This window comes from Pseudorhodoplanes sp., from assembly GCA_032027085.1.
GTDB lineage: Bacteria > Pseudomonadota > Alphaproteobacteria > Rhizobiales > Xanthobacteraceae > Pseudorhodoplanes.
Genome location: JAVSMS010000001.1, coordinates 4,021,025 through 4,042,314, shown reverse-complemented (window position 1 = coordinate 4,042,314; position 21,290 = coordinate 4,021,025). Strand labels below are relative to the sequence as shown.

Sequence of the window (21,290 nt, the reverse complement as noted above, 5' to 3'; positions counted from 1 at the left end):
CTCTCGCCCCCATGGATATTGAATTGCAGAAGCGGCAGGCCGCCGCCCGCGCCCTCGACTGGGTCCAGCCGGGCATGCGGCTGGGGCTCGGGACGGGATCAACGGCACGGCATCTTGTCGATTTGCTTGGCGAGAAGGTGCGGGCGGGATTTGACGTCGTGGGGGTGCCAACCTCGGAAGCGACCCGGCTGCAGGCCGAGAAATGCGGCATCAGGCTGGCAACGCTCGATGATATTCCCGAACTCGACCTGACGATCGACGGCGCCGATGAAGTCGGGCCGGATCTCACGCTGATCAAGGGCGGCGGCGGCGCGTTGCTGCGCGAGAAGATTGTCGCGTCGGCATCCGCGCGCATGGTCGTGATCGCCGATGAATCCAAATGGGTGGCTGTGCTCGGCAAATTCCCGCTGCCGATCGAGGTCGTGCCGTTCGGCCTTGCTGCGACCCGCCGCCAGGTCATTTCGGCCCTTGGCATCGGAGACAGTGTAATCACTCTGCGCATTGGAAAAGACGGCCATCCTTTTGTCACGGATGGTGGACACTTCATCCTCGACGCCTCGCTTGAACGCATTCCTGCACCGCGTGCGCTCGCCGACCGGCTTGCGGCCGTTCCGGGTGTGGTCGAGCATGGCCTGTTTATTGGCATGGCAAGTGCCGTCGTTCTCGCCGGCGTCAACGGCGTCCGTGTCGTTGAACGTCCCTGATATCGCTTACTCAACGGGAGTTAGAATTATGAGATTCGCAGCATTCGCCCGCTTGTGCTGGATTGCATGCATTGGGGGAGTCTGCCTCGCGCTGACACAGCCGGCATCTGCGCAGCAGCCGTCCGCTGCATCGATCGCGGCCGCGAACGAGATCCTCGATGTGAAGGGCTCGATGGTGCTGTTCGAGCCGCTAGTGCCCGGCGTGATCGAGCAGGCGAAGAACGTGTTCCTTCAGACCAACCCCAACCTGTCCAAGGATCTCAACGAGGTCGCGACCAATCTGCGCAAGCAATTGGGACTGCGTCTCGGCAATCTGAAGATTGAAGCGGCGAAGGTCTATGCCTCGCATTTCAGTGAGCAGGAGCTCAAGGAAATTGCCGCCTTCTATAAGACGCCGCTTGGCAAGAAGATGCTCGAGCAGGAGCCCAAGATCGTGGATGAGACGCTGAAGATGGCGCAGGACTGGGCGAACCGGCTGTCGGAGGAAGTGATCAGCCTGTTCCGGGCGGAAATGAAAAAGAAGGGCCACACGATCTGACGGTGCCGGAGCTGTTTAATCGGAATGCAGTGCAATGGATGAACGCGAAGTCGATCTGTTCGTAATCGGCGGAGGCTCTGGTGGCGTGCGCGCCGCCCGGATTTCGGCCAATCACGGCGCCCGCGTGATGATCGCGGAAGAATACCGGATGGGCGGCACTTGCGTCATTCGCGGCTGCGTGCCGAAGAAGCTTCTGGTCTATGCATCGCGCTTCGCCGACGAATTCGAGGATGCCGCCGGCTATGGCTGGACGGTGCCGGAGCCGTCCTTCGACTGGACGGCGCTGATCGCGAACAAGGATCGCGAAATCGCACGCCTGGAAGCGGCCTATACGACCAATCTCGAACGGGCCAAGGTCGAGATTGTCAAGAGCCGCGCCGTGCTGGACGGACCGCACACGGTGCGGCTGCTCGCGACCGGTGAGACCTTGCGCGCCAAACACATTCTGATCGCCACCGGCGGCTGGCCGCATCCGGGTGCCGACATCGCCGGCATCGAGCATGTTATTTCCTCAAACGAAGCCTTCCATCTCAAGGAATTGCCCAAGCGCATCCTCATCCAGGGCGGCGGCTACATCGCCGTTGAATTTGCCGGCATCTTCAACGGTCTTGGATCGGAGGTCACGCTGGTCTATCGCCGCGACAACATCCTGCGCGGATTCGATGACGATGTGCGCGAACACCTTCACAACGAGATGACCCGGCGCGGCATCAAGATCGTGACCAACAACATCGTCGAGTCGGTCGAGAAGGTCGATCATGGTCTCTGCGTCGGACTATCAGACCATGAATCGATTGTGGTCGATCAGGTGATGTTCGCGACCGGCCGCCGGCCGAATGTGAAAGGGATCGGCCTTGAGAAGGCGGGCGTGCAGTTGAACGACAAGGGCGCAATCAAGGTCGACGCCTATTCTCGGACGAGCGTGCCGCATATCTACGCGGTGGGCGACGTCACCGACCGTGTCGCGCTGACGCCGGTCGCGATCCGGGAGGGGCACGCCTTCGCTGATACCGTGTTCGGCGGCAAGGAGACCAAGGTCGATCACAGCGATATCCCGACCGCGGTTTTTTCCGAGCCGGAAGTCGGCGTCATCGGCCTGACCGAGGCCGAGGCGCGCAAGCGCCTGGCGCGCGTCGACATCTACAAGACCAGTTTCCGGCCGATGAAGGCGACGCTCGCCGCCCGCGACACCCGGTCTTTCTTCAAGCTGGTGGTCGACGGCTCGACCAACCGGGTGGTCGGCTGCCACATCGTCGGGCCGGATGCCGGGGAGATGATCCAGCTCGTCGGCATTGCGGTAAAGATGAAGGCGGCCAAGGCGGATTTCGACGCGGTCATGGCGGTGCACCCGACCGCGTCGGAAGAGCTCGTGACAATGCGCGAGAAAGCCGCGAGCTACGTGAAAGAAGCCGCCGAATAGGCGGCGCAGGACCGCAAATCCGGCCTGTTCGGCGCTTGTGGTTTTCCGCGAAAAGGCCCGCTATAACGCCGCCATTGGGGCATCAGGCCCCGTGCGGGAGTTAAAGTCGTGCCTGAGCGTTGGACGCCAGATAGCTGGCGCAGAAAGCCTATTGTGCAGGTTCCGGACTATCCGGATCAGGCCACCTTGCAGGCGGTCGAGCAGCAGCTCGCGAGCTTTCCGCCGCTGGTTTTTGCAGGCGAGGCGCGCAGCCTGAAAAAAGCATTGGCCCGTGTGGCTCTAGGCGAATCTTTTCTCTTGCAGGGTGGGGACTGCGCGGAAAGCTTCGCCGAGCACGGCCCCAACAATATCCGCGATTTCTTCCGTGTTTTCCTGCAGATGGCCGTTGTCCTGACCTTTGCCGGCGGCTCGCCGGTGGTGAAGGTCGGCCGCATCGCCGGGCAATTCGCCAAGCCGCGGTCTTCCCCGACCGAAAAAAAGAATGGCGTTGAGCTGCCGAGCTATCGCGGCGACATCATCAACGGCATCGACTTCACGCCGGAAGCGCGAGTACCCGATCCGCGGCGGCAGATCGAGGCGTACCGCCAATCGGCGGCGACGCTGAATCTCCTGCGCGCCTTCGCGCATGGCGGTTACGCCAATCTCGCTAGCGTCCATCAATGGATGCTCGGCTTCGTGAAGGATTCGCCGCAGGCGCGCCGCTACCAGGAACTGGCCGACCGCATTTCCGAGGCGCTCGATTTCATGCGCGCCTGCGGGCTTGATCTGGAAAGTCATCCGGAACTGCGCACGACCGATCTCTATACGAGCCATGAGGCGCTGCTGCTCGGCTTCGAGCAGGCGATGACGCGCATCGATTCCACGACTGGCGACTGGTACGCGACCTCCGGCCACATGGTCTGGATCGGCGACCGCACACGGCAGCCCGATCATGCGCATGTCGAGTATTGCCGCGGCATCAAGAACCCGATCGGTCTCAAATGCGGCCCGTCGTTGAAGACGGACGAGTTGCTGAAGCTGATCGACATTCTCAATCCGGACAACGAGCCCGGCCGGCTCACGCTGATCGGCCGTTTCGGCGCCGACAAGGTCGGCGAGCACCTGCCTGCATTCATCCGCGCCGTGAAACGCGAGGGCAGGGTCGTAGTCTGGTCTTGCGATCCGATGCACGGCAACACCATCACGGCCGGCAACGGCTACAAGACGCGGCCTTTCGACCGCATCCTGTCCGAGGTGAAGGACTTCTTCGCCGTGCATCAGGCCGAAGGCACCTACGCGGGCGGTGTGCATCTGGAAATGACCGGGCAGAATGTGACCGAATGCACCGGTGGCGCGCGCGCGATCACCGATGCCGATCTGAACGATCGCTATCACACCTTCTGCGATCCGCGCCTGAATGCGGAACAGTCGATCGACATGGCATTTCTGGTGGCCGAGCTTCTCAAGAAGGAACGCTCCACACGTGCGAAACCGGTGCCGGCGGTCGCGAGCTTCTGACGTTTGGCAGTTCACACGCCTTTCACGCTGCGCCGCAAGTGTGGTTCTGGCAGGGTGATGTCCTGCCAGCGTCTCGACGGGAAAGCGAAGCAATGACGGAGAATTCGGCAATCCCGGCCGCGTTGGCAAGCGGACGTGGCTCAATGTGGGAGGTGTTCTCCGCCTTTCTGCGGCTCGGATTGACCAGCTTCGGCGGGCCGATCGCCCATCTCGGCTATTTCCATGATGATTTCGTCGTTCGGCGGCGGTGGCTGGACGAGAAGACCTATGCCGACCTCGTGGCGCTGTGCCAGTTTCTGCCGGGTCCGGCGTCAAGCCAGGTCGGCATCGCGATCGGTCTGTCGCGCGCTGGCTATGCCGGCGCGTTCGCGGCCTGGATCGGCTTCACCATGCCGTCGGCCATCGCCCTTGTCTTGTTTGCTTATGGGCTCACGGCGCTGGGCGATACGCTTGGCAGCGGCTGGCTGCATGGACTGAAAGTCGCCGCCGTTGCCGTGGTTGCGCAGGCGGTACTATTGATGATGCGCTCGCTCGCGCCTGACCGTCAGCGCGCCACGCTGGCTGTTGCCGCAGCCGCTCTGGTGCTCGCGGTCCCGAGCGCCTTTGGGCAGATCGCCGCGATCGTGATCGGCGGCATCATCGGCGTGACGCTTCTGCGCAGCGCGGCGCCGGAAAACCACGTATCATTGCCGCATCCGGTCAGCCGGACCGCAGGGATGCTGGCGCTTGTGGTCTTCTTTGCGCTGTTGCTCGGGTTACCGCTGCTGGCGGCTGCATTCCCGAACCAGTCCATCGCATTGTTCGAAGCTTTCTACCGCGCGGGCTCGCTGGTGTTCGGTGGCGGCCATGTTGTTCTGCCGTTGCTGCAGGCCGCGGTCGTGCCGCCGGGCTGGGTGACGGACGACGCCTTTCTGGCTGGCTATGGCGCCGCGCAGGCGGTGCCCGGACCGCTCTTCACCTTCGCGGCTTACCTCGGCGCCGTCATGGGGCCGCAGCCGAACGGTTGGATCGGAGCCACGCTGTGCCTTGTGGCCGTGTTCGTGCCGTCATTTCTTCTTGTGATCGGCGCGCTGCCGTTCTGGGAAGACTTTCGCCGGCATGCAAGCGCCCAGGCCGCGCTACGCGGCGTAAACGCGGCGGTGGTCGGGCTTCTTCTTGCTGCGCTCTATCATCCGGTCTGGACCGCGGGCATCACGAGTGCAGGGGATTTCGCACTTGCCGCCGCGGCATTCCTGCTGCTGTTCATGTGGCAGACGCCGCCGTGGCTGGTCGTGGCGTTGTGCGCCATCGGCGGCGCGGCGCTTGCGATGATGTAGGTCTGCTTGTCCCTACATGACAGGCGGCGCATTCTGATTTAGGTGTCGTTCAGACCGAAGTTGGGCGACCTCGTGCAACGTATCCTGCGCGCCACCATCCACACGTTGAACGGGCTGCGCGCCGTCATCGGCAGCGAGGCGGCGTTCCGCCAGGAATTGGCGGTTCTGATCGTGGCGTTTCCGCTGGCCTTGCTGATTGCGACCGACAATTGGAAACGGCTGCTCCTGATCGCCCTGATCGTCTTTGTGATGGTGGTGGAGTTGCTCAACACTGCCGTCGAAAAGCTGGCTGACCGTGTGACGCTGGAGCACGACCCGGTGATCGGTCGGGTAAAAGATATGGGCTCGGCCGCCGTCGGCCTCAGTCTGCTGCTGGCGGGCCTGTTCTGGCTGCTCGCCATCTGGGACTGGCTACTCACCGTCCTTTAGGGCAGGCAGGCCTCATTGCGGCCCGGGCACCCCTCGGGCTAGACCATCCCCATGAACCAGCGTCCCGTCGATCGCCTCGCCATTGCTCTCGCGCAGCTCAATCCTGTCGTGGGGGACGTTGCGGGCAACGCCAGAAAAGTCCGTGAAGCCCGCGCACAGGCGAAAAGCCAAGGCGCGGATCTGGTGCTGTTTCCCGAATTGTTCATTGCCGGCTATCCGCCCGAGGATCTGGTGCTGAAACCGGCTTTCCAGGCGGCCTGCCGTACCGAGATCGAAACGCTGGCGCGGGAAACCGCCGATGGCGGCCCGGCTCTTGTGATCGGCACCCCGTGGCCAGAAGGTGGCAAGCTTTACAACGCAGCCGCCCTCCTGGAAGGAGGACGCATCGCCGGCCTGCGTTTCAAGGTCGATCTGCCCAATTACGGCGTGTTCGACGAGAAGCGCGTTTTCGCATCGGGTCCGATGCCGGGTCCGGTCAGCTTCCGCGGTGTAAGGCTTGGCGTGCCGATTTGTGAGGACATCTGGGGTCCGGAGCCGGCCGAATGCATTCACGAGACCGGTGGGGAAATCCTGCTGGTGCCGAACGGTTCACCTTATCGGCGGGGTGTGATCGATCAGCGGCTCAGCGTCTCCGTCGCTCGCGTGAAGGAAACCGGATTGCCGCTGATCTATCTGAATCAAATCGGTGGTCAGGACGAACTCGTATTTGAGGGTGCGTCCTTCGTGCTCAACGGCGACGGCTCGCTTGGAGCGCAGCTTCCGGCCTTCGAAGAAACGGTCGTCACGACGCATTGGTCACGCGCGGCGGCGGGCTGGCATTGCGAGCGCGGGCCGATGGCAAGTCTCTTGCCGCAGGAAAAGGCGGACTACGGCGCCTGCGTGCTGGGCCTGCGAGATTACGTGAACAAGAACGGATTTCCCGGGGTTGTCCTGGGGCTTTCAGGCGGAGTGGATTCGGCGCTGGTTGCGGCGATGGCGGTCGATGCGCTGGGCGCCGAGCGTGTGCGCTGTCTGATGCTGCCTTACAAATATACATCCCGCGAGTCGGTTGAGGACGCTGCGCAAGTGGCGAAAGCGCTCGGCGTGCAGTACGATACGCTGCCGATTGCGAGCGCGGTGGAAGGACTTGAGGCCGCGCTGAAGCCGTTAACCGCCGGCCTGCCGCGTGACGTGACGGAAGAAAATCTGCAGGCACGCGCGCGCGGTGTCATTGTCATGGGAGTCTCCAACAAATTCGGATTGATGGTGCTGACCACCGGCAACAAGTCCGAAATGTCGGTCGGCTATGCGACGCTCTATGGCGACATGAACGGCGGCTTCAATCCGGTCAAGGATCTCTACAAGACCGAAATCTACCGGTTGTCGCGCCTGCGCAACGAATGGAAACCCGCGTTCGCGCTCGGCCCAGCCGGGCGCGTGATCCCCGAAAATATTCTGACGCGCGCGCCATCCGCCGAATTGCGCGAGAACCAGACCGATCAGGATTCGCTGCCGCCCTATGATGTGCTTGACGCTATTCTGGAGCGCCTGGTCGAGCGCGAGGAGGCGGTCGCGACGATTGCCGAGGCCGGTTTTGACCGCGATACGGTGATGAAGGTGGAGCGGCTTCTGCATATCGCCGAATACAAGCGGCGGCAGGCGGCGCCCGGTGTGAAGGTCACGTTGCGCAATTTTGGCCGCGACCGCCGCTACCCGATCACCAACAAATTCCGCGATTCCGGCATGCCCTTGCCGAAGCCCGACATGTCAGTGGTGACGGGGCAGGTGGTGAAGACCGAAGCCTTCGATTTCTGATTCTGATCCGAACGCGCTTATTGCGTCGGCAGGAATTTCGGACCGACGCGGCGGATCGGCTTCTGACTGCCGTCCGTTGGAGTCTCCGCGCCGACCGCGGCGGGCGCTGCGGCCTGTGTTACTGCGGGCGAGCTGTTTTTCGGCGCCACGATCGGCCGGCCCTTGGCGTCGCGCGGCGCGTTCATCACCTTCGCGCGTTCCTCGGTCACTATGATGTCGCCCCGCTCAAGCACCGTCTGGCGATCGTCAAGATGCTTCACCGCATCGGCCCAGCTTTCGCCGGGGCGCTTGCAACTGCAGGCGGGGTTGTATTCCTGCTTGAACTTGAACGCATTCGGCAGCGCCGTGTAGGGCTGCCCGTTGATGGAGATAGCCTTCGAAATGTCCTCGCCTGGATTGCGGTAGGAGAAGAGCACGACTTCGGAGGCCGGGCACATGCGCTGGCAGGTGCGTTCGTCTTCGCGGAAGCGATCCTGCGAGGTCGAGAACGAGATCGGGAAGAACGAGCCGTCGCAGGTGCGCACGCAGACCGTGCGATAGCCGGAGCCCATGTCCTGTGATTGCTCCGGCGCCAGAATGGAACCGGGTCCGCCGAACAATTGCTCGAAAAATCCGCGTCCCTGCGACTGCGCCGCCGCCTGCCGGTATTGCGGCCCGCAATCATTCTGCGCCAATGCGGCGATCACGGCCCGGCGCTGGCCGTCGCGCTCGTAATTGGCGCCGGCGCCTTGCATGCGCTGCAGGTCGGCCTGGATGCGGGTCATGTTGTTCCGCATGTCTTGGATTTGCCTGGTCAGCGGGCCGCATTGCTGCGATTGCTGCGGATTGAAGAGCTGAAAGAAGCCGGAGCTTTCGCAGCCGAGGCGGCGCGACTGCGCCACCGCGCGGTCGAGCTCGCCCTGCTGGCGGCCAATGGCGTCTTCGTAGCGACGAAGCTGTTCGACGCGAGCGGGGTCGCCGCTGGCGCGGTCGATGCCGGACAACTGCGCCTCGAGGTGATTACAGACCTGGTCGCGCGACCCGCCCGGGGGCGGTGAAAAAGTCTGCGCGCCGGCCAGGGTCGCGGCCGTCAGCAGGATCGCAGCAAGACCAGATGTGCGGAACAGCGCCAATACCATCGTCCCCGTCGACAATTGTCCGGTTCCTCATGGTCGCGTGCGGCCCTGAGGCGCCTGTGGTTATCAAAGCGTTAATCCCCCGCGCCAACCAGCATAGCCGGCCGCGAAGGTCAATGTCGCGGGCTTAGCCCAGTTTAACAACCGGGACTTTGGGGCGGGTTTCGGCGCGCAGATTCCACAGGATACCGGCTAGGATAATAAGGCCGCCGACAAAGACCCAGATGTCCAGCGCTTCCCCGAAGAACCACCAGCCGACGATGGCAATGAGCGGGATGCGCAGGAAGTCCAGCGGGGTCACGAGGCTGGCATCGCCCCAACGGAGGGCGTTGGCAAGACAATAATGAGCGGTCAGGCCCGCGATCCCGACGCCCAGCACCGACGGAATTTGCCAGGCTTCGAGCTTGAGCGGAAAGAGGGGATCGCTGCCGGCAAGTCCCATCGGAAGTTGCATCAGGTTCATCCAGAACACGATCGGGAATGTGCCGGTATTCGACGTCATCTTCTTGGTCAGAACATAGAACACCGCATAGAGAAACGCCGCGAGCAGAACGAGCAGAGAGGCCGGCTGGAACGCTTCCAGCCCCGGACGCAGGATCACCAGCGCGCCGATAAAGCCAAACACGATCACGACGATACGACCCAGTGTCGCGCGCTCGCCGAGAAGGATCACGGCGAGAATGATGACAAAGACCGGTATTGTGAATTCCAGCGTGAAGACGACCGCAAGCGGCAGCAGCGTGATGCTCAGCGCCCAGCAGAACTGGCCGCCAAAGTGAAAAAGGGAGCGCGTGAAATGCAGGCCCAGTTGGCTGGGAGCAAATTGTAGGCGCAATTCCGGGCGCAAGGCCGCAAGCGTCAACAGGATAACAAGCGCAATCGAGCTGCGGATCGTCAGGATTTCAAAAATGGACAGATTTCCCGCGAGGCCGCGCACTGATACGGCCATGACGGAGAATGAAAGGAGCGTGCCGGTCATCCAGAAGAGGACCCGGCTGATCTGGTGGGCGGTCACGCGCTGCTGGTAACACGCCGGCGCCGCGAGAGATACGCGCGCGGCGCGCGGCTGTCATTCGCTGTCGAACTGATTTTCCGGCCGCGCCTTGTCGAAGGCTGGCAATTTCGCACACGCAGCATCCACCGCAAGGATCTTTGGGAAGCGGTCGAGCGGGACCTTGAACCGCCGCGCATTGAAGACCTGCGGAACGAGGCAGATATCCGCCAGCGTGACATGCGATCCGAAAGCATAGGGGCCCGGCTTCAGGAGACGCTCAATGGCCTCGAAGCCGGACAGGATCCATGACGCGTACCACTCATTCACGGTTGCGTCGTCGTGGCCGAGCTTGCGCAGATATTGCAGGCTGACGAGATTGTTGAGGGGGTGGATGTCACAGGCGATGATCTGGGCGACGGCACGGACATGCGCGCGCTCGATGGCATCCCGAGGCAGCAGCGCCGGGTCAGGAAAGACTTCGTCGAGATACTCGATGATAGCGAGCGATTGAATCAGCTTCTCGCCGCTGGACAATTCCAGTGCCGGCACCCGCATTTGCGGGTTGATGGTCCGATAGTCCGGCTTCTTGTGCTGCCCGCCGTCCTTGGTCAGATGGACCGACACGCCCTCATAGGTGATGTCCTTCAGATTGAGCGCGATCCGCACCCGATAGGCGGCGGACGAGCGGAAATAGGTGTAAAGCTTCACGTGTCCTCCTGGAGGATTTCGTCTCGGCGCGCGCCCTGCGTCGGGCGGGCGCAGGCATCAGTCGTGTTCGCCTTTTTCGACTTTAGCCGCAAGGGTCATCGCCCGCGCAATGAGCTGCTCCAGCGCCCGGGCAAAAGCGGGCCGATCCGCCGGTGCGATGGCGTCAAGCAGGTGATCGGCGAAATCGCGGGCGCCGGGCGCGAGATCATCGTAGATCGCGCGGCCTTCCGGCGTGAGGGACAACAGAGATTCGCGCAGGTCGGATTTGTTGGACCGGCGCTGGACCAGTCTGCCTTTTTCCAGATTGGCCACCGCGCGCGATACCTTGGTCTTGTGCATATGGCTGTGCGCGCCGACGGCCTTGCCGGTCATGACGCCGAATTGTCCGAGCGTAACCAGCACCCGCCATTCCGGCACACCGATGCCATAGCGTTCGACATAGATTCGGGAGAGGGCCTGCGACACAAGGCTGGAAGCGACGTTGAGCTGATAGGGGAGGAATTCCTCCAGCTTCAGCGCGGCGTTGTGCGACGCCGCCTGATCCGCCGGACCGGCGCCCGGATTCAGGTCTGTTTTTGCCTGTGTCGCCATGAAGGCAATGTGTGCCCGAACTGCTCCAGACCAGTGTGGCGGTTCGGAAGTCCGCTTCATTCTTGGCGCATGCTCTTCAGCGGACTTCCGAACCAAACCACACCACACTAAAATCGTAAGTTTGTCAGTGTCCTCCGAATCCGAAGTCAGCTCACGGCCAGGCCGCAGATTGAAGCGGACCGCAGATTCGAGACACTGGTCTGGAACATGGCTGAAGTTTCAGTACTGCGCAACGGGCTCGGGCGAAGGGGGCCGGCAGGACCGCGGGCCGTTCTTACCGCTTCCGGACGACCGTCTGCCGGCGGGTGGGTGGGGCTGCCATGGCGTTGCCGCGGTGACGGAAGCTGATGCGGCCGCGCGACAGGTCATAGGGCGACATCTCGACGATGACGCGGTCGCCTACGCCGGTGCGGATCTTGAATTTCCGCATCTTGCCCGCGGTGTAGGCGAGCACTTCGTGCTCGTTGTCGAGCTTCACCCGAAAATGGCCGTCCGGAAGGACCTCCGTGACGGTGCCATCGAACTCAAGCATTTCTTCTTTGGCCATGAACGATCCTCTTGATTAGACGGTGCCGCCCAAGTTGCGGGTGTCTTTGCGCCCCTTGTCGCGCCGGTCCCGCATGAAGGCAACTGACGAGATTTCGCCATTGTGGATGGGACGTTGGCCCTGCGTCTCCGCTGGGCGTCCGCCATTGCCGCCGGGCCGGCGGCGGCGCTTCTTATGCGCGCCGTTCTGGTCGCCAGTCCTGGCGCCGTGCGGCTTGCCATGGTGTTTGCCGCCATTGTGCGGGCGGCGGGCGCGCTGCTCTTGCGGCAGCGGCTGCGCCTCCGGCGCGGCCTGACCGTTTCTGTCGGTCGCCGGAACGCGCATACGGATCAGCTTCTCGATGTCACGCAGATAGGCACGCTCCTCGCCATCGCAGAACGAGATAGCGACGCCCTCCGCGCCCGCGCGCGCCGTGCGCCCAATGCGATGCACGTAACTCTCCGGCACATTCGGAAGATCATAATTGATGACATGGCTGATCCCGTCCACGTCAATTCCGCGCGCCGCGATGTCGGTTGCGATCAGCGTCCGCACACGGCCGTTGCGGAAGTCGGTGAGGGCGCGGTCGCGCTGGTTCTGCGACTTGTTGCCGTGGATTGCGGCTGAGGCAATGCCGCGCTGCTCGAGTTGACGCACCACCTTGTCGGCGCCGTGTTTGGTCCGGGTGAAGACGATCGCGCGATCGATGTTCTCCGTCCTCAGCGTTTCAGCCAGCAAGGCCAGCTTGCCGGCTTTCTCCACATGCACGACTCGCTGAGCGATGCGCTCTGCGGTGGAGGCGACCGGCGTCACCGCGACGCGCGCCGGGTCGCGCAGCATGTGCCGCGCCAGTTCCTCGATCTCCTTCGGCATGGTGGCCGAGAAAAACAGTGTCTGCCGTTGCACCGGGACCTGTTTGATGATTTTGCGGATGTCATGGATGAAGCCCATGTCGAGCATGCGGTCGGCTTCGTCGAGCACGAGAATATCGACATGGTCGAGCCGCAGTGCGCCGCCCTGCACAAGATCCAGCAGGCGGCCGGGCGTTGCGACCAGAATATCGGCGCCATTGGCAAGTGCGCTGCGCTGGCGATTGATCGGAACGCCCCCGATGGCTAGTGCAACTTGCAGGCGCAGGTGCCGCCCATAGGTGCGAAAGCTGTCGACGATCTGGCCCGACAATTCGCGGGTCGGGCTCAGCACCAAAACGCGACAGGTGCGCCGCTCGGCGCGCTTCTTGTGATGGGCAAGGTGGTTGAGGATCGGCAGCGCGAAAGCTGCGGTCTTGCCGGTGCCCGTTTGGGCAATGCCGACCACATCGCGGCCGGCCATGACGTGGGGAATGGTTTGCGCCTGGATCGGCGTCGGTGTTTCATAACGCTCTTCGCTGAGAGCGCGGGTGATCGGCGTTGCAAGGCCGAGTTCGGTAAAAGACGTCAAAATGCAAGTCTCACATGCAGCGAAACAGCCGCCGCCGGGTGGCGCGCAGTTGTGTCCGCGGGTTAAAAAGACACCCCGCGTGGTCTGGGCTGCCGATGAAGGATCGGGGAAAATGGCGGGCAGAAAACCAAATTGCTTTAATCCAAGCTGGCTTTCGTTCACGCGGCCCGCAGGCGGCTTCAAGCCGACTCCGATGTGCCTATATCGTCGGTATGCGTGTTGATTTCAAGGCAATAGCGCTCACATTGACAATAGTTTCATTTGTAACTAATTTGCTCAACCAACGATAATGACCGCCTTGTGGGCAAAGGAGGACGTCATGGCAAGCGAGCTCGACACCCGTCCGCGCATCGCGCGGCCCGCCGCTCCGTCCTTGGGCGTTGGCAAATCCCGGTCGACGAGCCGGAAAAAGGAACGGACCTCCGCCCTGCTGGACGGCTACATGTCCGGGTTCGGCAACAGCTTCGAGACCGAAGTGCTGCCCGGCGCGCTGCCGATCGGACGTAACTCGCCGCAGAAGGTGAATTTCGGTCTTTATGCCGAGCAATTGTCCGGCTCGCCGTTCACGGCGCCGCAGGCGTCGAACCAGCGCTCCTGGCTGTATCGCATCCGTCCGACGGTGCGTCATACCGGACGCTTCAAGAAGATCGACAAAGGCTATATCCGCACCGCGCCAGAGCGCGAGGACTCCGATCTCGCCATCGGCCAGTTGCGCTGGGGGCCGACCCCGTTCCCGAAGAAGAAAATGACTTTCGTCACCGGCATTCACACGATGACGGTTGCCGGCGATTGCGAATCCATGTCCGGCATGGCTGCGCATGTGCTGCTCGTCACCGAATCGATGACGCGCGAACATTTCTTCAATGCCGACGGCGAAATGCTGATCGTCGCGCAGCAGGGGCAGTTGCGCTTTCGCACCGAATTCGGCGTGATCGAGATCGAGCCCGGCGAGATCTGCATTATTCCGCGCGGCGTCATCTTCCGCTGCGAACTGATCGACGGACCGGCGCGCGCCTATATCTGCGAAAATTACGGCGGCGGCTTCACGCTGCCGGATCGTGGGCCGATCGGCGCCAATTGTCTCGCCAATCCGCGCGACTTCCACACGCCGGTTGCCTGGTACGAGGATGTCGAGCAATCCTGCACGCTGTTCGTGAAGTGGGGCGGCGAGCTGTTCAAGACGCAGCTTCCACATTCGCCGCTCGATGTCGTCGCCTGGCACGGCAATTACGCGCCCTACAAATACGATCTGCGGCATTTCTCGCCGGTCGGCGCGTTGCTGTTCGATCACCCCGATCCATCGATTTTCACGGTGCTGACCTCTCCGTCGGAGACGCCGGGGACGGCGAATATCGACTTCGTGATTTTCCCGGAGCGCTGGGGCGTCGCCGAGAACACGTTCCGCCCGCCCTGGTATCACCGCAACATCATGTCGGAATTCATGGGCCTTGTGTACGGCGTCTATGACGCCAAGCCGGAAGGCTTCGTCCCCGGAGGCATGAGCCTGCACAACACCATGTTGCCGCATGGGCCGGACACCGAGGCCTTCGAGTACAACAGCAATGTCGACCTCAAACCGGTGAAGCTCGAGAACACGCTTGCCTTCATGTTCGAGACGCGGTTCCGTCAGCGGGTGACGAAATTCGCCGCCAAGTCCGGCACCCTGCAGACCGACTACATGGATTGCTGGAAGGGCTTGAAGAAACACTTCGATCCGAAGCGGCGCGAGCCGAAGTAGAAGTCAATGAAGCTTGCATCCTTGAAGGATGGCCGCGACGGCCGCCTTGTCGTCGTTTCGCGTGACTTGTCGCGTTGTGCGGACGCCTCTGCGGTGGCGCCGACCTTGCAGGTCGCGCTCGACAATTGGGATGCGGTGATGCCGCGTCTGACCGAAATTGCCGACACCCTGGAAGCCGGGCGGGGTGTGCATCTTCCGTTTGATCCGGCGACATGCGCTTCGCCTTTGCCGCGGGCTTATCAATGGGTCGACGGCTCTGCCTATGTGAACCATGTCGCATTAGTGCGGAAGGCGCGGGGCGTCGAGGTGCCAGAAAGCTTCTGGACCGATCCGCTGATGTATCAGGGCGGCTCGGATATTTTTCTCGGGCCGCGCGATCCGATCGTCGTGGAGGATGAGGCATGGGGCATCGATCTGGAAGCGGAAGTCGTTGTGATTCTCGGTGACGTACCGATGGGCGCGAGCCGTGAACAGGCGGCGAAAGCCATTCGTCTGATCATGCTGGTCAACGACGTGACTCTGCGCAATCTGACCGGTCCGGAACTGGCGAAAGGCTTCGGCTTCCTGCAATCGAAACCGTCCTCCGCCTTCACGCCGGTGGCCGTCACACCCGACGAATTGGGCAAGGCGTGGGACGGCGCCAAGGTCGATCTGCCGCTGCTCAGCTTCATCAACGCCAAGCCGTTTGGAAAGCCGGTCTGCTCGGTCGATATGACCTTCGATTTTCCGACCCTGATCGCGCATGCCGCGAAGACGCGGGCGCTCGGCGCCGGCACCATTCTTGGCGCCGGTACGGTGTCCAACCGCGACGCCGATGGCGGGCCGGGCAAACCGATCGCGGAAGGCGGGCTCGGCTATTCCTGCCTCGCGGAACAACGGACCGTGGAGACCATCCGCAGCGGAAAGCCGTCGACGTCGTTTCTGAAATTCGGCGACCGCGTGCGGATCGAAATGCTGGATCGGGAGGGGCGATCGATCTTCGGCGCGATCGATCAGGAAGTTGTACACTATCGCGAAAAATAAATGATCACCGGAGGGCGTTATGGGCGAACGACCCCGTCTTCTTGTTCCGGCGTTCGGCGGATTTTACCGCGCGGTCGCGTCGGTCACCGAACTTTTGATCCGTCTTGTCGCCGGGTTGTCGCTCGTGGCGCACGGCATTCCGAAATTTCTCGCCATGGCGCAGACGGCTGAGTATTTCGAGAAGACCGGTTATGGCCCCGGCATGTTCTGGGCGGTGGCGGTCGGATTGACGGAAGTCGTCGGCGGTCTGTGTCTGGCGGTGGGGTTCCTGACTCGCCTTGTGTCCGTCCCGATCCTGATTTTTCTGATCACCGCGATCACCTATCACTCGCAGTTCGGGTTCTACTGGAATCTTCGCGGCTTTGAATATCCGCTATTCTGGTCCATCGTGGTGTTTCATTTCCTGATCCATGGCGGCGGAAGATGGTCGGTCGACCATTGGCTCGGCCGCGAAATATGAGTGTGAAAATGGCAAAGGGTTTCGCGTCGACTGCTGACACAAGCGACAAGACAGTCTCCTTCGACGAGATCGGCAAGGGGCTTTATGCCTTCACCGCGGAAGGCGATCCGAATTCCGGGATCATCGTCGGCGACGACGGAGTCATGGTCGTCGATGCACAAGCGACTCCGGTCATGGCGCTCGAGGTAATCGAGCGTGTGCGCAAGGTCACCGCCAAGCCGATCAAATACGTCCTGCTCACGCATTATCACGCCGTGCGGGTGCTTGGCGCATCGGCCTACACGAATGCCGAAATCATTGCATCCGATGCCGCGCGCGACATGATCGCTGAGCGCGGCCAGCAGGACATGGATTCCGAGATCGGCCGTTTTCCGCGTCTGTTTCGCGCGGTCGAATCCATCCCCGGCCTGACTTGGCCGACCATCACCTTTCCGCAGCAGATGTCGGTCTGGCTCGGCAGCCGCGAAGTGCGGATCATGCATATCGGCCGCGGCCACACCGCCGGCGACGTCATCGCCTATGTTCCGGATTCCAACGTCGTCTTTTCCGGCGATCTCGTCGAGTATCACTCGGCCTGCTATTGCGGCGACGCGCATTTCACCGACTGGCCGGTGACGCTGGACCGGCTTGCCGCGTTCAAGGCCAATGCGCTGGTGCCGGGGCGCGGCGCGGCGCTGGCGACCCCCGGCAAGGTCCAGGCCGGTATCGACGGTACCCGCGATTTCCTCTCCACGCTTTACGGTTCGGCGAAGGACAGCGTCGCGAAAGGCCTGACTTTGAAGGAAGCCTTCGCCGCCGCGCGCGAGGTGATGGATCCGAAATTCTCCGACTACGCGATCTACGAGCATTGCCTGCCGTTCAATGTCTCGCGCGCCTATGATGAGGCGAAAGGTATTGCATGGCCGGTCATCTGGACCGCGGAACGCGACCGCGAGATGTGGTCGGCGCTGCAGGGCTGACACACCCACGCCACCTTGCCGCCTTGATGGGCCAGCATGGATAGCGGGGAAGGGGACAGGGCCCTTTCTTTCCGGTTCCATAGCCAATGGTCTTCGCCGCGTTCGCGACACCCGCTCGTTTTCTGCGCCGATGCGTAAGCCTCCTGGGCTGCGCCGGCCTCTTGGCCTGTCTCGCCGCCTGCTCGAACGCGCCGGGCAGCCCCGCTTTGTCCACCACCACACGTGCGGATGTCTCAGCCATCGGCGGCGATCCGACGCTGACGGTGGTCACCACGCGCAACCCGGTCAGGAGTGCGCGTAGTTCTCCCTGGTTCGGCTCGGAGCGCGCCAGCGCGAGCCAGGCGCGCGTTCAACTGGCGGCTCCGCGGGAAAGTGCTTTTGCGGCCGTCGGCCTTGGCGACTGGGGCATCACCTCGGTGGAAGCCATTCCGGTCGGCACCGGGCTCGCGCGCGGCTCCGGCCGCAAGGACGTGCTGATCTATGTGCACGGTTTCAACCAGACCTTCGAGACCGCGGCGCTCGATGCGGCGCGGCTCTCCGACAGCATCAAGTTCCGCGGCGAAACTATGCTGTTTTCCTGGCCGTCGAAGGCGCGGTTATCGGACTACATCTACGACCGCGAAAGCGCGCTATGGTCGCGCGACGCTTTTGAAAGCATGGTGGATCATCTGATCGCCGACCCGCAGGTCGGCAGGATCAACATTGTCGCCCATTCGATGGGAACTATGTTGACGGTGGAAGTCTTGCGCCAGCTTTACGACCGGCGCGGCCGCGCCGTCGTTGATCGCCTCGGCGCCGTTGTGCTGGCGGCGCCTGACATCGATATCGACAGCTTTTCGGCTTCGGTGAATCGTATCGGTCCGCTGAAGGACAGGATCACCGTGCTGGTCGCCTCGAATGATCGCGCGCTCGATATCATGAGGCAGCTTGCCGGCGGTGTGACACGGGTCGGCACCGTCGAGGCGGAGAGGCTTCAGGCGCTGGGGCTGCGCGTCATCGACGCGTCGAAAGTGGCTGTCGGCAGTATTAATCATGATCTCTTTCTGTCGCATGCCGGCGTCCGTGCGGAAATTCGCCGGGCCATCGACCAGGCGGCGCCGTCCTATACCGGCACGCAGCCGCTGAACTAGTGTGGCGGTTCAGAAATTCGCTTCATTCTTGCGGCGAGTCCAAGCGAATTTCTGAATCAAGCCAAGCTGGAGCAATAACGCGTTAGTGGTCCGAAATCCGCTTGAGGGCTTGCTACAAATTCCTGCGAATTTCGGATTTGGAACACTCGCGCTCTCGCCCCGACGTCCGGCCGGCAAAATGTTGCCGCATCCCAGGAAGCGCGCTATCAGCTGCAGTTGAAACCGTTCGGCGCGGCAGCCAAGAATCGCGCCACCGGGGAGGGCACGCAGCGGAGGACACATGGCGTCAACCGCCTCCAGCGAACGCAGGACGATCTATCACTACAGCTATCGCCGCTCGCGCGATCAGGACGCGACGGCGCCTGCGCGCCATACGGTTGTCGTGGTCGGCGCCGGCCCGGTCGGGTTGACGGCGGCGATTGATCTGGCCCTGCGCGGCGTGCCGGTGGTGCTGCTCGACGATTCCGACAAGATCGGAGAAGGCTCGCGCGGCATCTGCTACGCCAAGCGTACGCTGGAGATACTTGACCGTCTCGGCGTCGGCGAGGATCTCGTCAAACAGGGCGTGACCTGGAAACTTGGAAAGGTCTTCCTCGGCAACGACCTTGTTTATTCCTTCGACCTTCTCCCGGAAGACGGGCACAAGATGCCGGCCTTCATCAATCTGCAGCAATATTATCTTGAGAAGGCGCTGGTTGACCGCGCGCTACGACTGACCAACATTGATCTGCGCTGGCGCAACAGGGTCGTCGGGCTGGAGCGCCGCAATGACGATGTTCGTCTGACCATCGAGACGCCGGATGGCACATATCAAGTCGACGCCGACTGGGTGATCGCGGCCGACGGCGCGCGCTCGACCATCCGCGACCTGATGGGGCTGGGATTTAAGGGCGTCACGTTCGAGGACAAGTTCCTCATCGCCGACATTCGCATGACGGCGGATTTTCCGACCGAGCGGCGCTTCTGGTTCGATCCCCCGTTCCATTCCGGGCAGTCGGCGCTGATGCACCGCCAGCCCGACAATGTCTGGCGCATCGACCTGCAGCTTGGCCCGGATGCCGATGTCGAGGCCGAGCAGAAGCCGGAACGCGTCATCCCGCGCCTGAAGAAGATGCTGGGCGACCGCGAATTCGAACTGGAATGGGTGTCGATCTATCGCTTCAATTGCCGCCGGCTGGACCGCTTCGTGCACGGCCGGGTTATTTTCGCAGGCGACAGCGCGCATCAGGTGTCGCCTTTTGGAGCGCGCGGCGCCAATTCCGGCGTGCAGGATGCGGAGAATCTGGCCTGGAAGCTGGCGTCGGTTCTGAAGGGCGAGGGCGATTTACGCCTCCTCCAGAGCTATGAAACAGAACGCACCCAGGCGGCGGACGAGAACATCGGTCATTCCACGCGCTCGACCGATTTCATCGCGCCGCATTCGCCGGCCGAACACGCATTGCGCAACGCCGTGCTGGCCCTTGCGCCGCGCTGCGACTTCGCACGCCGCATGGTCAATTCCGGGCGCCTCTCCGTTGCGACTGTCTACGACACGCCGCTGTCGACACCGGACGAGCAGCCCTTTGCGGGAGCGGCCCGGCTCGGCGCGCCGGTGCCGGATGCGGAAGTGCAAAAGCCGGACGGAACGCCGTGTCATCTGGTGGCGCAACTCTCGAACGAGTTCGAATTGCTTTATGTCCGCGATGGCACGACGCCGTCGCTGCCCGCGGGCGTCAAGCTGACGGTGATCGGCGAGGATTTGAAGGATTCACGTGGCTATTTCACGCAGCGCTTCGATGCGACGCCCGGCGCGAGCTATCTGCTGCGCCCCGATCAGCATTTGTGCGCGCGCTGGCGCAGCTATGATCCGGGGAAAGTGGGGGCGGCGCGCGCTCGCGCGCTCGGGCACTAGCGCTATCACTAAAAGCGGGTACCGGTTTTTCGCCTGATCGCGCGAACGTTCATAACGTCAAGCCGGCATGCGCATCGACAGCAACATGTCATTGCAGGCTTCGGCGCAGTCATGACACACCTTGGCGCAGACGGAGCAATGCTTGTGCATGTCCGCATGCCGTTTGCATTCGGCGGCGCAGGTGCGGCAGAAGGCGATGCAGGTGGTGAGCTGGGCTTCCAGCAATTGCCGGTGCCCGACCTTGTTGGTGCGCGACATGATCGCGCCCGTCGCAGCGCAAACGGCCGCGCAATCGTGATTGAGGCGAATGCAGGTGATCAGCTTGTCCACGTCGGGTTCCGCGAGGCAGGCGTCGGCACACGCCGTGCAGGCCTCCACGCAGGCGAAACAGGCGTCGATGCAGCGGCTGATGGATTCGGCGTGGCCCGGCCGGTCAGGATGCGCCTTGACCATGGCACGAACGGCGACGGCTGACATGAGTGTCTCCGTGGGTCTGATGACGTGATGGCTTCGAGGCAACGGGCGCCCGGGCCATTGGTTCCGCTGCAGCGCAAAGTTCCCGACATTGACCGCGGTTTTGCCGGCGCTAGTGTGGCGCCATAACGCCAAGTTCCATTTGGAGGGCCGATGTCTGCGCTGCTGACCGAGTCACGTTTCAAGGATCCCGATGCGGCTTATGTCGCGCTGGTTGAGGCGCGGCGCGGTCTCTCCGATGCCGAAGCGGCGGCTCTGGATACCAGGCTCGTGCTCATCCTCGCCAACCATATCGGAGATATGGTTGTCTTGAACGAAGCGATTGCGCTCGCCAAGGGCGGACGCTGAGCCAGCGTGGCGGTTCAGACATTCGCTTCATTCTTGCGGCGAGTCCTCCAGGCGAACCAGGCCACACGAGAATGAATAACTTGCTAGTGTCCTTCGATTCCGAAATTCGCTTGAGAGCTTGCAGCAGGCTCTTGCGAATTTTCGAATTCGGGACCCTAGCACAGGGTCGCGTCATTCGGCGGCAGTGAGGCCACG

Annotated in this window: 21 protein-coding genes; 14 read left to right on the top strand and 7 right to left on the bottom strand. The window is 62.5% G+C overall.

The genetic code is table 11. The features are described from left to right. Positions 1-11: 11 nt before the first annotated feature. The 7 genes from rpiA (at position 12) to RO009_19760 (ending at position 7,698) form a co-directional block, all read left to right on the top strand. On the top strand, positions 12-704 hold the full coding sequence (rpiA, locus tag RO009_19790) for a ribose-5-phosphate isomerase RpiA (protein MDT3687278.1): 693 nt from the start codon (positions 12-14) through the stop codon (positions 702-704). A gap of 28 nt (positions 705-732) precedes the next feature. After that, positions 733-1,242: a DUF2059 domain-containing protein gene (locus tag RO009_19785; protein ID MDT3687277.1), complete on the top strand. Its 510-nt coding sequence runs from the start codon at positions 733-735 to the stop codon at positions 1,240-1,242. 34 nt (positions 1,243-1,276) lie between these two features. Continuing rightward, the gene (gor, locus tag RO009_19780) at positions 1,277-2,662 is read left to right on the top strand and encodes a glutathione-disulfide reductase (GenBank protein ID MDT3687276.1); all 1,386 of its coding nucleotides are present in this window, start codon (positions 1,277-1,279) and stop codon (positions 2,660-2,662) included. 108 nt (positions 2,663-2,770) lie between these two features. After that, entirely contained in the window at positions 2,771-4,159 is a 1,389-nt protein-coding gene (locus tag RO009_19775) for a 3-deoxy-7-phosphoheptulonate synthase class II (GenBank protein ID MDT3687275.1), read from the top strand. A gap of 92 nt (positions 4,160-4,251) precedes the next feature. Further along, positions 4,252-5,475, top strand: coding sequence for a chromate efflux transporter (chrA, locus tag RO009_19770; GenBank protein ID MDT3687274.1), 1,224 nt, complete (start codon positions 4,252-4,254; stop codon positions 5,473-5,475). A 72-nt stretch (positions 5,476-5,547) separates the two neighbouring features. After that, complete coding sequence (locus RO009_19765; GenBank protein ID MDT3687273.1) at positions 5,548-5,904, top strand: diacylglycerol kinase; 357 nt, start codon at positions 5,548-5,550, stop codon at positions 5,902-5,904. 51 nt (positions 5,905-5,955) lie between these two features. Next, a complete protein-coding gene (locus tag RO009_19760; GenBank protein ID MDT3687272.1) occupies positions 5,956-7,698 on the top strand; it encodes an NAD+ synthase in 1,743 nt (580 codons plus the stop codon). A 17-nt stretch (positions 7,699-7,715) separates the two neighbouring features. On the opposite strand, the gene RO009_19755 is transcribed toward RO009_19760, so the two are convergent. The 6 genes from RO009_19755 to RO009_19730 all read right to left on the bottom strand — a co-directional run bounded on the left by RO009_19755 (position 7,716) and on the right by RO009_19730 (position 13,072). After that, a complete protein-coding gene (locus RO009_19755) occupies positions 7,716-8,831 on the bottom strand; it encodes a DUF2865 domain-containing protein (GenBank protein MDT3687271.1) in 1,116 nt (371 codons plus the stop codon). Positions 8,832-8,940: 109 nt separating this feature from the next. Next, positions 8,941-9,828 carry a DMT family transporter gene (locus RO009_19750; GenBank protein MDT3687270.1) on the bottom strand — a complete coding sequence of 296 codons (888 nt, stop codon included), beginning with the start codon at positions 9,826-9,828 and terminating at the stop codon, positions 8,941-8,943. A 54-nt stretch (positions 9,829-9,882) separates the two neighbouring features. Beyond that, positions 9,883-10,515 carry a maleylacetoacetate isomerase gene (maiA, locus tag RO009_19745; GenBank protein MDT3687269.1) on the bottom strand — a complete coding sequence of 211 codons (633 nt, stop codon included), beginning with the start codon at positions 10,513-10,515 and terminating at the stop codon, positions 9,883-9,885. Positions 10,516-10,572: 57 nt separating this feature from the next. Then, on the bottom strand, positions 10,573-11,106 hold the full coding sequence (locus RO009_19740; GenBank protein MDT3687268.1) for a MarR family winged helix-turn-helix transcriptional regulator: 534 nt from the start codon (positions 11,104-11,106) through the stop codon (positions 10,573-10,575). 274 nt (positions 11,107-11,380) lie between these two features. Further along, positions 11,381-11,653 carry a translation initiation factor IF-1 gene (gene infA / locus RO009_19735; GenBank protein MDT3687267.1) on the bottom strand — a complete coding sequence of 91 codons (273 nt, stop codon included), beginning with the start codon at positions 11,651-11,653 and terminating at the stop codon, positions 11,381-11,383. Between the two features lie 15 nt (positions 11,654-11,668). Beyond that, positions 11,669-13,072, bottom strand: a complete 1,404-nt coding sequence (locus tag RO009_19730) for a DEAD/DEAH box helicase (protein MDT3687266.1) — start codon at positions 13,070-13,072, stop codon at positions 11,669-11,671. A gap of 319 nt (positions 13,073-13,391) precedes the next feature. Here RO009_19730 and hmgA point away from each other — a divergent pair, with 319 nt between their 5' ends. The 6 genes from hmgA (at position 13,392) to RO009_19700 (ending at position 20,273) form a co-directional block, all read left to right on the top strand. Beyond that, entirely contained in the window at positions 13,392-14,810 is a 1,419-nt protein-coding gene (gene hmgA, locus RO009_19725; GenBank protein MDT3687265.1) for a homogentisate 1,2-dioxygenase, read from the top strand. A gap of 6 nt (positions 14,811-14,816) precedes the next feature. Next, positions 14,817-15,833 carry a fumarylacetoacetate hydrolase family protein gene (locus RO009_19720; protein MDT3687264.1) on the top strand — a complete coding sequence of 339 codons (1,017 nt, stop codon included), beginning with the start codon at positions 14,817-14,819 and terminating at the stop codon, positions 15,831-15,833. A gap of 19 nt (positions 15,834-15,852) precedes the next feature. Next, the gene (locus tag RO009_19715) at positions 15,853-16,293 is read left to right on the top strand and encodes a DoxX family protein (GenBank protein MDT3687263.1); all 441 of its coding nucleotides are present in this window, start codon (positions 15,853-15,855) and stop codon (positions 16,291-16,293) included. 8 nt (positions 16,294-16,301) lie between these two features. Next, positions 16,302-17,252: an MBL fold metallo-hydrolase gene (locus RO009_19710; protein MDT3687262.1), complete on the top strand. Its 951-nt coding sequence runs from the start codon at positions 16,302-16,304 to the stop codon at positions 17,250-17,252. A gap of 206 nt (positions 17,253-17,458) precedes the next feature. Further along, the gene (locus RO009_19705) at positions 17,459-18,382 is read left to right on the top strand and encodes an alpha/beta hydrolase (GenBank protein ID MDT3687261.1); all 924 of its coding nucleotides are present in this window, start codon (positions 17,459-17,461) and stop codon (positions 18,380-18,382) included. 280 nt (positions 18,383-18,662) lie between these two features. Beyond that, positions 18,663-20,273, top strand: coding sequence for an FAD-dependent oxidoreductase (locus RO009_19700; GenBank protein ID MDT3687260.1), 1,611 nt, complete (start codon positions 18,663-18,665; stop codon positions 20,271-20,273). Positions 20,274-20,330: 57 nt separating this feature from the next. On the opposite strand, the gene RO009_19695 is transcribed toward RO009_19700, so the two are convergent. Next, positions 20,331-20,750, bottom strand: a complete 420-nt coding sequence (locus RO009_19695) for a four-helix bundle copper-binding protein (GenBank protein MDT3687259.1) — start codon at positions 20,748-20,750, stop codon at positions 20,331-20,333. Positions 20,751-20,900: 150 nt separating this feature from the next. On the opposite strand from RO009_19695, the gene RO009_19690 reads away from it, so the two are divergent. Then, positions 20,901-21,095 carry a DUF2783 domain-containing protein gene (locus RO009_19690; GenBank protein MDT3687258.1) on the top strand — a complete coding sequence of 65 codons (195 nt, stop codon included), beginning with the start codon at positions 20,901-20,903 and terminating at the stop codon, positions 21,093-21,095. Positions 21,096-21,290: the final 195 nt, after the last annotated feature.

Excerpts from the sequence above, each read along its gene's own strand:
- rpiA (MDT3687278.1), top strand. The coding sequence starts at position 12 with ATGGATATTGAATTGCAGAAGCGGCAGGCCGCCGCCCGCGCCCTCGAC.
- RO009_19785 (MDT3687277.1), top strand. The coding sequence starts at position 733 with ATGAGATTCGCAGCATTCGCCCGCTTGTGCTGGATTGCATGCATTGGG.
- gor (MDT3687276.1), top strand. The coding sequence starts at position 1,277 with ATGGATGAACGCGAAGTCGATCTGTTCGTAATCGGCGGAGGCTCTGGT.
- chrA (MDT3687274.1), top strand. The coding sequence starts at position 4,252 with ATGACGGAGAATTCGGCAATCCCGGCCGCGTTGGCAAGCGGACGTGGC.
- RO009_19760 (MDT3687272.1), top strand. The coding sequence starts at position 5,956 with ATGAACCAGCGTCCCGTCGATCGCCTCGCCATTGCTCTCGCGCAGCTC.
- RO009_19740 (MDT3687268.1), bottom strand. The coding sequence starts at position 11,106 with ATGGCGACACAGGCAAAAACAGACCTGAATCCGGGCGCCGGTCCGGCG.
- infA (MDT3687267.1), bottom strand. The coding sequence starts at position 11,653 with ATGGCCAAAGAAGAAATGCTTGAGTTCGATGGCACCGTCACGGAGGTC.
- hmgA (MDT3687265.1), top strand. The coding sequence starts at position 13,392 with ATGGCAAGCGAGCTCGACACCCGTCCGCGCATCGCGCGGCCCGCCGCT.
- RO009_19720 (MDT3687264.1), top strand. The coding sequence starts at position 14,817 with ATGAAGCTTGCATCCTTGAAGGATGGCCGCGACGGCCGCCTTGTCGTC.
- RO009_19715 (MDT3687263.1), top strand. The coding sequence starts at position 15,853 with ATGGGCGAACGACCCCGTCTTCTTGTTCCGGCGTTCGGCGGATTTTAC.
- RO009_19710 (MDT3687262.1), top strand. The coding sequence starts at position 16,302 with ATGGCAAAGGGTTTCGCGTCGACTGCTGACACAAGCGACAAGACAGTC.
- RO009_19700 (MDT3687260.1), top strand. The coding sequence starts at position 18,663 with ATGGCGTCAACCGCCTCCAGCGAACGCAGGACGATCTATCACTACAGC.
- RO009_19695 (MDT3687259.1), bottom strand. The coding sequence starts at position 20,750 with ATGTCAGCCGTCGCCGTTCGTGCCATGGTCAAGGCGCATCCTGACCGG.
- RO009_19690 (MDT3687258.1), top strand. The coding sequence starts at position 20,901 with ATGTCTGCGCTGCTGACCGAGTCACGTTTCAAGGATCCCGATGCGGCT.